Source organism: Pseudomonas sp. P4_D7 (genome assembly GCF_056401755.1).
Window position 1 is genome coordinate 1 of record NZ_JBFUIR010000006.1, and the last position, 10102, is coordinate 10102.

Annotated in this window: 8 protein-coding genes; 6 read left to right on the forward strand and 2 right to left on the reverse strand. The window is 60.0% G+C overall.

Going from position 1 to position 10102, the window contains the following annotated elements:
- On the reverse strand, positions 1–693 hold a 693-nt coding region (locus AC1DVF_RS06310), incomplete at its 3' end, for a HAMP domain-containing protein (RefSeq protein WP_477782231.1).
- Positions 694–1086: 393 nt separating this feature from the next.
- Here AC1DVF_RS06310 and pmrG point away from each other — a divergent pair.
- The 6 genes from pmrG to AC1DVF_RS06340 all read left to right on the forward strand — a co-directional run bounded on the left by pmrG (position 1087) and on the right by AC1DVF_RS06340 (position 8857).
- Positions 1087–1686 (forward strand): lipopolysaccharide core heptose(II)-phosphate phosphatase PmrG, encoded by a 600-nt coding sequence (gene pmrG / locus AC1DVF_RS06315; protein ID WP_427120128.1) that lies wholly within the window; start codon positions 1087–1089, stop codon positions 1684–1686.
- Positions 1687–1749: 63 nt separating this feature from the next.
- Complete coding sequence (arnT, locus tag AC1DVF_RS06320) at positions 1750–3465, forward strand: lipid IV(A) 4-amino-4-deoxy-L-arabinosyltransferase (protein WP_477782232.1); 1716 nt, start codon at positions 1750–1752, stop codon at positions 3463–3465.
- The gene (locus tag AC1DVF_RS06325; protein WP_460128706.1) at positions 3462–4979 is read left to right on the forward strand and encodes an ArnT family glycosyltransferase; all 1518 of its coding nucleotides are present in this window, start codon (positions 3462–3464) and stop codon (positions 4977–4979) included. Before arnT ends, AC1DVF_RS06325 begins: the two co-directional genes overlap by 4 nt.
- A gap of 210 nt (positions 4980–5189) precedes the next feature.
- Positions 5190–6203, forward strand: coding sequence for an iron ABC transporter substrate-binding protein (locus AC1DVF_RS06330; RefSeq protein WP_016983392.1), 1014 nt, complete (start codon positions 5190–5192; stop codon positions 6201–6203).
- A complete protein-coding gene (locus AC1DVF_RS06335) occupies positions 6204–7802 on the forward strand; it encodes an ABC transporter permease (RefSeq protein WP_407047299.1) in 1599 nt (532 codons plus the stop codon).
- Positions 7799–8857, forward strand: coding sequence for an ABC transporter ATP-binding protein (locus tag AC1DVF_RS06340; RefSeq protein ID WP_093432691.1), 1059 nt, complete (start codon positions 7799–7801; stop codon positions 8855–8857). The genes AC1DVF_RS06335 and AC1DVF_RS06340 overlap by 4 nt, the downstream gene beginning before the upstream one ends.
- On the opposite strand, the gene AC1DVF_RS06345 is transcribed toward AC1DVF_RS06340, so the two are convergent.
- Positions 8858–9748, reverse strand: coding sequence for a site-specific integrase (locus AC1DVF_RS06345; protein ID WP_049802099.1), 891 nt, complete (start codon positions 9746–9748; stop codon positions 8858–8860).
- Positions 9749–10102 lie beyond the last annotated feature (354 nt).

Here is a 10102-nt window from a genome sequence, read left to right on the forward strand (position 1 = left end):
GCTCAGCACCATCAACGGCGTGCGCAGTTCATGGCTGACATCGCTGGTGAACAGTTTTTCCCGGCTCAAGGTGGCGCGCAGACGTCCCAACGTCTGATCGAACGACAGCGCCAGCTCGCCGACCTCATCAGCGGCGTAATCGGGATGCAACGGCGGCGCCACCTCGATGAGCTGATCGCGGTGGCGCACCTGGCGAGCCAGACGAATCACCGGCGCCATGACCCGTCGCGCCAGCAAGCGGCCCAGAATAATCGCCAGAATCACGCTGAGGATGAACCCGACAATCACCACAATAAACAGCAGATGCTCACGTTGTTCGAGGCTTTCCTGATCGCGCAGCAACACGTATTTGCGCCCCCCAACGGCTTCGACCATGGCGTAGAAAGCGTCACCGTGAAAAGTGATTTCCTGAAAGCCCAAGGGTAGCGCCGCCAGTTGCCGGGTCAGTGCCAACGGCCCCTGGCCACCCTCGAAAAAAAACAATTCGCCCTTTTCCGGGGCGTGGCTCCAGTGACTGATGTCATCCATTGCCAATAAACGGCGTAGACCTCCGCTTAGCGTGGTGGTGGTCAACTTGCGCTCGACCACGTGCACGCTGGCGACGATCCCCAACGCAAACACACCGGCCACAAGAGCACTCATCAGGGCGAACACGATCACGATCCGTTTTGTCAGGCTTTGCTTGAGATCCATGCGTTCGAACGACTCCTGAGTGTTTATCCGGCTAGCCCGGCGCTATGCCGTTGCGTGACAGCCTGAGCTTCACCGCAACGATGGAGACTTGTTAAGGCCCCTCGATAAACAAAAACAACAATTGAGTTTGTTTATCAAATAGGCGCTTTAGTTTGTCCGCAGTAACTTCTGGCAATTTTTTCACATGTTCTTCACCGCGCCCCGACGACCTTGAACGTAGTGTTCAGCCAGCATTCAAGTAAACAGTCGTAAAGTTGCTCGCTGCCCAAGCCTTGCGTTGCACTGAATGAACTATCTGGCGTTTAAAGAGGCAACATTGTGGCGCAATTATTTCAGTTGAAACATTTATTTCGGTACCGGCGTACGCCGCGCTTTCGGCTATGGGTTGCACTCGTGTGCGTCATCGCACTGGCCATTCTGGTCAGTGGTTTTGTCTGGTGGCCGCGCTCACCGACCGACCTCGATCATGCCGGGCACAGCACCACCGCTCAATGGATAAAAGCCTGGCGGGCCGGTGAAGTCGTTGCGCTGGTGCGACACACCGAACGCTGCGATCGTTCGAGCAATACCTGCCTGGGCCCGGCGGATGGCATCACCGAAGTGGGCAGCCGCGCGGCGCAAGCGGTCGGTCAAGGCTTCGTCAGACTGGGCATGCAGCAGGCCGTGGTGTTGAGCAGCCCGCTGACCCGCACGGCGCAAACCGCGCATTACATGTTCGGCCACGACGCCAGCGCCGAAGACTGGCTGGCCACCTGCGGCCCGACACTTCGCGATGACATCGTCGCGCGCAAAGTGGCGCAGCAGAATCTTGTACTGGTCACGCACAGCGGCTGTATCAGTGATTTTGAAAAACAGACCGGTTTTCCTCACGCGATTGCCGCCGAGTATGGCAGTACCTTACTTGTACGAATTGATGACCGGAAACAACTTACAGTGCTGGGCATTATCAATACACCGTTCTGGCAGATATTAGACGTTACACATAAACAATGAAAAAACCGCCACGGCTTCTAGTGTTTTAAGCCAGATACTATTTATTCGCCCCAAGGCTCAGTCATGACGTCCGATACCCCTCCGTTGCGCCACGCTGCCCGTCATTTGATGCAACCTCCCTCGCTGATCGAACGCTGGGCGATCCCTGGGTTGATCCTGGCGTTTGTGCTGTTTTATCTGTTGCCGCTGATGAGCCACGGTTTGTGGATTCCCGACGAAACCCGTTACGGCCAGATCAGCCAGGAAATGCTGCTGAGCGGCAACTGGGTCGCGCCGCATTTCATGGGCATTCGCTATTTCGAGAAACCGATTGCCGGATACTGGATGATCGCCATCGGCCAGGCGATTTTCGGCGACAACCTGTTCGGTGTGCGCATCGCTTCGGCGGTGAGTACGGGCGTCAGCGTCTGGCTCGCCTATCTGTTGGCACGCAGGCTCTGGAACAACCCGCGGATCAGCGCGGCATGTGCCTTGCTGTACATGAGTTTTGGCCTGATCGCCGGTCAGGCAGGCTACGCCAACCTTGATCCGCAGTTCACCTTGTGGGTCAACCTCAGTCTGGTAGCGGTGTGGTTTGCCATCGACAGCACCACCCCCAAGGCCCGTCTCGGCAGTTGGGCATTGCTCGGCGCCGCTTGTGGAATGGGCCTGATGACCAAAGGCTTTCTGGCCCTGCTGCTGCCGGTGCTGATCGCCCTGCCCTACATGATCTGGCAACGCCGTTTCAGCGAACTGCTGCGCTACGGCCCGGTGGCGATACTGGTGGCCGCATTGGTCAGCGTGCCGTGGGCACTGGCGGTACACGTGCGCGAGCCGGACTTCTGGCGGTTTTTCTTCTGGCATGAACACATCCGCCGTTTCGCCGCTGGCGATGATGCCCAGCATGCACGGCCGTGGTGGTTCTATCTGCCGTTGCTGTTTGCTTCGACGTTGCCATGGGCGCTGTTGTTGCCGTCGACGCTGATTCGTACCTGGCGTGAAAAACGCGAGGCAAAAACCGCGTTTCTGGCGCTGTGGTTTGTGCTGCCGCTGATCTTTTTCAGTCTGAGCAGCGGCAAGCTGCCGACCTACATCATGCCGTGCCTGTTTCCTCTGGCCCTGCTGATGGGCTACACCGTGGTCAACTGGCTGGAGCAGCGCAACACGCAGGTTCTGCGCCTGAACGGCGTGATCAATACCGTAATGGGCAGCGTTGCCCTGATTGCGCTGATCTACCTGCAAGCGAGCAAGGAACTCTACGAAAACACCGAGATGTTCAGCCTGTCGCTGGTGTATATCGTGCTGATCGGCTGGATCATCGCCAATGCCCTGCAAGTCATGCGGCCGCTGACGATGTGGGCCATGCCGGCGCTCGGCATCGGTCTGCTGATCGCCTTGCTGCCCGCCGCAATGCCGGCGCAAATCGTCGACAGCAAGATGCCCGACCAGTTTATTGCCGAGCATCAACAGGCCTTGAGCGAAGCGTCCTCGCTGTTGAGTAATGACCTTGGCGCCGCGTCGGCCTTGGCCTGGCGTCTGAAGCGGCCGCAAGTGGATCTGTTCAATACCGTCGGTGAACTGAAATACGGCCTCGACGATCCGGCCATGGCTGCCCGCAAGGTCGGTCTGGATGATGTCGGCAAATGGATGACCGAAGCGCGCAAAAAAGGCTCGGTGGCGGTGGTGATGCGCGTCAACAGCACCCAGGAAGCGCAGGAAATCGAGCTGTTGCCAGTTGACGGCAAGCATTACCAGCGCGGCAATCTGCAGATCTACATTTTCGCCAAGCGCCAGCCATGACCGCAACGGCCAAAGAACGCAGGGCGTTATGGATTCTTCTCGCAGCGACTGCGCTGATGTTGCTGCTTGGGCTGGGCAGCCGCGAACTCTGGGGCGCGGAAACCCGCTGGGCCAATATCGCGTTGCAGATGCTGCAAAGCGGTGATTACTTCGACCCGTATCTCAAGGGCGATCCGTACTACGACAAACCATTGCTGTCGTACTGGCTGATCACCGCGACGTCCTGGCTGACCGGAGGCCTGGGGCCGTGGTCATTGCGCTTGTCGTCGGTTATTTCGGCGTGGATCAGCGTATGGCTGGTGTACCTCTTGGGCGAGCAATTGTTTCGCAAAGGCACCGGGCTGATTGCCGGATGGATGTTGGCGACCACATTCTATTTCGTCTTCTGGGCGCGGGTCGCGACGGCCGACATCCTCACAGTCTGCGGTGTTCTCGCGGCGGTGTGGTGGTATTGGCGTGGGCCGGATGACACCCGGCTCTGGCGCTATGGGGTGTTTTTTTGCCTGTTGGCGCTGACATCACTGTTCAAGGGCCTGATCGGTTTCATCCTGCCGGGGCTGCTGCTGTTGCCGCATCTGCTGCAAGACGGACGCTGGAAACGCCATCTCAACCGGCGCCTGTGCGCCGCGCTGCTGATCGCCGGGGCGTTCTATGGATTGCCGTTCCTGCTCTCGAATGTCTACGGATCCCCCGACTATCGGCAAAGCGGTCTGGAACTGGTGTTGCGCGAAAACGTCGTGCGGTTTTTCCAGCCGTTCGACAACATCGGCCCGATCTACACCTATTTGTTGTACTTGCCGGTCTACACCCTGCCGTGGGCGCCGTGCTGGATCATCGCCCTGTGGGTGGCGCTGCGAAACTGGCGAAACATTGAGCCGGACACCCGCTGGCTGATTCAGGGTCTCGGCCTGTTGCTGCTGTTTTTCACCGCCAGCGGCAGCCGACGCAGCTATTACGTGTTGCCTCTGGTGCCGTTCGCGCAACTGCTCGGTGCGTGGTGGATTACCCGCCGGATGGCCGCGCGCAACCTTCAAGGGCGTGGCTTGCACGTCGGCTTTGCGATCGCCACGGCGGTCATGGTCGGCGTGCTCGGTGTGTTGTATCCGTGGACCAACAGCGGAGGCGGCGTGATCCGCTTCGGTGAAACGGTACGCGAACAGGCCAGCCAGCAGGCACCGTTGAGTCAGTGGCGTATGGTCATGATCGAGGTCGACAACAAAGTCCCGATGTACCTGCAAACCGGCGGTGCGCCCTTCTACTACGTGCCGGAAACTGCGGACTTTCCGCGTACCGGCAACAGTGCGGCGTTATTAGCCTGGCTGGAGCGCAGCAGCGGTCAGCACTGGGACGCGCAACACACCATCATTGTTGCCCAATACCGCAGTGGTGATCCGCTGCCACTCGACTACCTGAGCGCCGATCACCGGGCCATCAGCACCACGCCAACCCGCGGCGAACAGGTGTTCCATGGCCGCACCGACCAGAGCGTCGCCTACATCCCCAATCCCTCCTGAATAGCTGACGCGGAATGACGCACGGCAACCGTGCGTCACCGAGTCGCTGCTAATCTGAATGGCAATGACATGTATTAACGGTTTGTTTGACGTTTTTTTCTCATTTGCCTCTCTACATTGCCTGCGGCTGAATATCTGCAAATCATTCGCATTGCAGTCTGCCCGCGAATGCCTGCCCATAACGTCTAAAAAATCAGGAGCGTTACCGTTATGAATCCAAAGGTCCCGTCCTTTCTGAAACGCGCATTGCTGGTCAGCGCCCTGCTCAGTGCCGGTCAGGCGTTTGCCGCTGACAGCGTTGGCCTGCTGGTCTACAACGCCCAGCATGAAAGCCTGACCAAAGCCTGGGTGGCCGGTTTTACTGAAGAGACCGGGATTCCGGTGACGATTCGCAATGGCGATGACACCGAAATGGGCAACCAGATCGTGCAGGAAGGCGCGGCCTCGCCGGCAGACGTGTTCCTCACCGAAAACTCACCGGCGATGGTATTGGTCGACAACGCCAAACTGCTCGCCCCGATTGCACCTGCCACGCAGCAACAAGTGGACGCGGCGTACCGCCCGGCTCATGGCCAATGGATCGGCATCGCCGCGCGTTCGACGGTGTTCGTCTACAACCCGGCGAAACTCGCGGAAAAAGACCTGCCGAAATCCCTGCTCGACCTGGCTAAACCGGAGTGGAAAGGCCGCTGGGCTGCTTCACCCGCTGGTGCGGACTTCCAGGCCATCGTCGCGGCCGTGCTGGAACAGAAAGGCGAAACGGCTACCCTCGACTGGCTCAAAGGCATGAAAACCAACGCCAGCGTGTACCGCGGCAACAGCGCCGTGCTCAAAGCGGTGAACGCCGGGCAGATCGACAGCGGCGTGATCTACCACTATTACAGCTTCGTCGATCAGTCCAAGACCGGCGAAAACAGCCAGAACACCAAGCTCTACTACTTCAAGCACCAGGATCCGGGCGCGTTTGTCAGCACGTCCGGCGCGGGCGTACTGGCCTCCAGCAAACATCAGGAAGAGGCGCAGAAGTTCGTCAAATACATCACCGGCAAAGAAGGCCAGGAGATTCTCCACAGCGGCACCTCGTTTGAGTACGCGGTCGGCAAAGACGCGCCGTCCAACCCGAAACTGACGCCGTTGAAGGATCTCGACGCGCCTACAGTCGACGCGTCGAAACTCGACAGCAAGAAAGCCGTCGAGCTGATGACCCAGGCGGGAATCCTGTAAGTGCTCCCCGAAACCCTACCCGCGCAGGTTGCAGTGACCGCCTCCGCGAGCCTTAGACTTAAACCCCGCGCCCTCACCGGTCGCGGGGGCTCGTGGGTGGTTGCGCTGGCGATCGGTGTTTCATTACTGTCGCTGCTGCCGATCGCGTTTGTCCTCGGCGTGTCGTGGGCCACCGGTTGGGCAACCATCGAAGCCTTGGTGTTTCGTCCACGGGTGGCGGAACTGCTGATCAACACCGTGTTGCTGGTGTTGATCACCTTGCCGCTGTGCATTCTGCTCGGCACCGCACTGGCATGGCTGACCGAACGCACCGATCTGCCCGGTCGACGCCTATGGTCATTGCTGGCCGTGGCGCCACTGGCGATACCGGCCTTCGTGCATAGCTATGCGTGGGTCAGCCTGATTCCATCGATTCACGGTTTATCGGCCGGCGTGCTGGTGTCGGTGATCGCCTATTTTCCGTTTCTCTACTTGCCGATTGCCGCAACCTTGCGCCGACTTGATCCGGCGATCGAAGACGTCGCCGAATCCCTCGGTCTCAAGCCTTGGGCGGTGTTTTTCCGGGTGGTGTTGCCGCAGTTGCGCCTGGCGATCTGTGGCGGTGCGTTGCTGGTCGGGCTGCATTTGCTGGCCGAATATGGCCTGTACGCGATGATTCGTTTCGACACGTTCACCACGGCGATTTTCGATCAGTTCAAATCGACCTTCAACGGCCCGGCAGCGAACATGCTGGCGGGCGTTCTGGCGTTGTGCTGCCTGGCGATGCTCACCGCCGAATCCGCCGCCCGGGGCAAGGCGCGCTATGCGCGCGTGGGTTCCGGCAGTGCCCGCGAACAACGCACGGTTCGGCTCGGTCGTGGCAGCGTGATCCTCGGGCTCGGTCTGCAAGTGCTGACCTGCCTGCTCGCCCTCGGCGTGCCGCTGCTGACATTGAGTCGCTGGTTGATCGCCGGTGGCTGGGACGTGTGGGGCGGCGACGAACTGTTGCCTGCGCTGCTGCAAACCCTGTCGTTTGGCGTCGCCGGTGCGCTGTTGACCAGTCTGGCGGCGATTCCGATTGCCTGGCTGTCGATCCGCGCGCCGGGCAAATTGCAGCGTCTGCTCGAAGGCTGCAATTACATCACCAGTTCCCTGCCAGGGATTGTCGTGGCGCTGGCACTGGTCACCGTGACCATCCATTTCGCCCGGCCGATCTACCAGACCACCATCACCGTGCTGCTCGCCTATCTGCTGATGTTCCTGCCACGCGCACTGGTCAGCCTGCGTGCCGGTTTTGCCCAGGCGCCAGTAGAACTGGAGAACATTGCGCAAAGCCTCGGCCGATCGCCCCTGCGCGCCTTGTGGCTGATCACCTTGCGCCTCGCGGCACCGGGCGCTGCCGCCGGCGCCGCGCTGGTGTTTCTGGCGATCACCAATGAACTGACCGCGACCTTGCTGCTCGCCCCCAACGGCACCCGTACGCTGGCCACCGGCTTCTGGGCGATGACCAGCGAAATCGATTACGCCGCCGCCGCGCCTTACGCACTGTTGATGGTGCTGCTTTCGCTGCCGCTGACGGCCCTCCTCTATCACCAATCCAGGCGCACCGCTGGCCGATGAACGCACTCGAACTGATCTCCCTGAACAAGTCCTTTGGCGCGCAGAAAGCGCTGGATGACATCTGCCTGTCAGTGCCGACCGGCAGCCGCACGGTGATTGTCGGCCCGTCCGGCTCCGGCAAAACCACGCTGCTGCGGATAATTGCCGGGTTTGAATTCCCCGACGCCGGCAGCCTGACCCTCAACGGTCAGGTGCTGGTCGACAGCACCCATGCGGTGCCCGCCTACCAACGGCAGATCGGCTATGTTCCGCAGGACGGCGCGTTGTTTCCGCACATGACCGTCGCCGCCAATATCGGGTTCGGCCTGGCACTGACCGGCGCGGCCAGACACGAGCGGATCAAGGAGCTGATGGACAGCGTCGCGCTGGACGCCAACATGGCCGAGCGTTGGCCCCATGAACTGTCTGGCGGCCAGCAGCAACGAGTGTCCCTCGCCCGGGCCCTCGCGCAGCAGCCACGGCTGATGCTGCTGGATGAACCGTTCTCCGCCCTCGACACCGGCCTGCGCAGCGCCATGCGCAAAATGGTCGCGCGCTTGCTTGAGGACGCCGGCGTCACCACGATTCTGGTGACCCACGATCAGGGCGAAGCGCTGTCCTTTGCCGATCAGTTGGCAGTGATGCGCGGCGGGCGGCTGGTGCAGTCCGGGCATCCGATGGACCTTTACCGCTTTCCCCGCGACGAGCAAACCGCACATTTTCTCGGCGAAGCCGTGGTGATGCCGGCACGGATCGAATCCGGTCTGGCCCACTGCGATCTCGGTCAAGTGCCGGTGAACAGCAACGGTTTCATTGGCGACGCGCAGATCATGCTCAGGCCCGAGCAGTTGCAGTTGTCCGGCGCCGTAGTCGGCACACAAGGCTGCCCCGCCGTGGTCACTGAGCGCGATTTTGCCGGCAACACCTGCACCCTCACCGTCGAACTGCGCTCGCCGATCACTCAGGATCCCGGGCGGTCGCTGCTGGTGCGCAGCTCCGGCATGCACGCGCCGCCTGCTGGCAGCGACGTGCAGTTATCGGTGCTCGGTGCGGCGCATCTGTTCGCCGCGTCCTGATTACAGATCGAAGCGATCCACCGCACGCCGCCGCTCGTTGTCATCACGCACATCGTAGTTGGCGGTGGTCTGGATGTTGCTGTGGTGCGCGAGTTTCTGCGCGATCGACAGATCATGTTCCTCGATGACCCGCGTGATAAACGAGCGACGGAAGTCGTGCGGCATGATCTTCACCCCGACCTGCGTGCCGCGCTGACGGGCGATGTAGTAGATCGCGTGTTTGGTGATGCGCTCGCGGGTGATGTGGCTGCCGCGACGGATGCGGTTGAACAGAAAGGCATCGTCGCGCTCGCCTTCCTTCAGTTGCGAGCGCCGCAGTTCCAGCCACGCATCAAGTTTGGCGAATGCCCAGGCCGGCGCGTACTTGATCAGTTGTTTGTTGCCTTTGCCGGTGACGGTCAGGCTGCGCTCAGTGAAGTCGACCTGATTCAAGTCCAGGTCCACCGACTCCGATTTGCGCATGCCGGTGCCGTACAACAACGCAATCACCGCTGCGTCGCGCAGCCCTTGCGGACGCGGATCGGCGGCGCAGACTTCCATCAATTCGTGGATCAAGGTGCGCTTCAAGTTGCGCCCCTGGGACAAGCGCGTGCCGGCAATGGCTTTGACCGAACGCATTTTCAACAAATGATCCTGAGAGATCAGGCTCATGCGCCAGGCTTCATTCATCACACCGCGCACGGCATTCACATAAAGCGAAGAAGTGTTGGGCGCATAGTTGTCTTCGCGCAAAGCGGCGACCAGCGCAACAACATCTTCAGGTTGTAATGCGTGCCAGGGAATATCCTCGACATTCATGTCTTCAAAGCCGAGGCGGTCGGCCGCATCCTGCAAAACATAGCGCATGGTTAGCTGGCTGGAGGGGGCCAGGCGCGCCAGATACAGGGTCATCGGATTGGTTTGGCGGGTTTGCAGCGGTACAGCGGACAAGTCAGTCAAACGTAAAGGCCTTGAGTAAAAACAATTCAACACACCAACTAATAACTGCAACATTCCCAGTGTAAGGGGAACACTTCTGTAGGACTTTTCTACTAAAAATGACGATAAGCGGCAGAAGTCTGAACAGTGGCTGTATGGGGTTCAGATAAACGATTCGCCGACCGGTTTTTCATGTTCCTTTCACAAAAACGGGCATAACCTTAATTCCAACAGATCCCGTGTCGGCGCCGTTCAAACTGCCGCGCGAAGCCACAAAAGTCAACCGAACCCCGACGGTAAGTCACTTCAGCAACTTATTGATGCAAA

Bases quoted from the DNA above. Each gene is read 5' to 3' on its own strand.
- arnT (WP_477782232.1), top strand. From the start codon at position 1,750: ATGACGTCCGATACCCCTCCGTTGCGCCACGCTGCCCGTCATTTGATG.
- AC1DVF_RS06325 (WP_460128706.1), top strand. From the start codon at position 3,462: ATGACCGCAACGGCCAAAGAACGCAGGGCGTTATGGATTCTTCTCGCA.
- AC1DVF_RS06330 (WP_016983392.1), top strand. From the start codon at position 5,190: ATGAATCCAAAGGTCCCGTCCTTTCTGAAACGCGCATTGCTGGTCAGC.
- AC1DVF_RS06340 (WP_093432691.1), top strand. From the start codon at position 7,799: ATGAACGCACTCGAACTGATCTCCCTGAACAAGTCCTTTGGCGCGCAG.
- AC1DVF_RS06345 (WP_049802099.1), bottom strand. From the start codon at position 9,748: ATGACCCTGTATCTGGCGCGCCTGGCCCCCTCCAGCCAGCTAACCATG.